Consider the following 539-nt stretch of genomic DNA (forward strand, 5'->3'; position numbering starts at 1 on the left):
AGAGTAGGACGCTGCCAGGCATAAGATAAATGGAGGATTAGCTCAGCTGGGAGAGCACTTGCCTTACAAGCAAGGGGTCGGCGGTTCGAACCCGTCATCCTCCACCATAAATGAATATTGCCGGCTTAGCTCAATTGGAAGAGCACGACCGAATAAGCTTCGGAGCGATGCTTCAGCGTACCGCTCGAGCTGCTACTTGAATCAGCTTACCGAGAGTGGGACGACGATAAATAAGGTTGAGTTAAGTCATAAATAAAACCAACATGCCGGCTTAGCTCAATTGGTAGAGCAACTGACTTGTAATCAGTAGGTTGCGGGTTCAAGTCCTGCAGCCGGCACCACTTCGAGCCATTAGCTCAGTCGGTAGAGCACGAATGAATAGACATCGTAGCGTTACATCGAGCGCACCACTCGAGCCGCATCTTGAGAAAACTTTCTGAGAGTGGGGCGTCAATAAAAGCTGCGAGTTGTACCGCTCGAACTTCTACTTGATTAAGCCTCCTGAGAGCGGGACATCAACTTTGAGAATTTAATGATAA

Annotated in this window: 2 tRNA genes; both read left to right on the plus strand. The window is 48.8% G+C overall.

What is annotated here, in order from left to right:
* Positions 1-31: 31 nt before the first annotated feature.
* Positions 32-107 (plus strand) — tRNA-Val (locus ABES52_RS16800).
* Positions 108-265: 158 nt separating this feature from the next.
* Positions 266-341 (plus strand) — tRNA-Thr (locus tag ABES52_RS16805).
* The last annotated feature ends 198 nt before the right edge of the window (positions 342-539 follow it).

The organism is Aeribacillus pallidus, assembly GCF_050478865.1.
In the GTDB taxonomy this organism is placed as follows: domain Bacteria; phylum Bacillota; class Bacilli; order Bacillales; family JACDOC01; genus JACDOC01.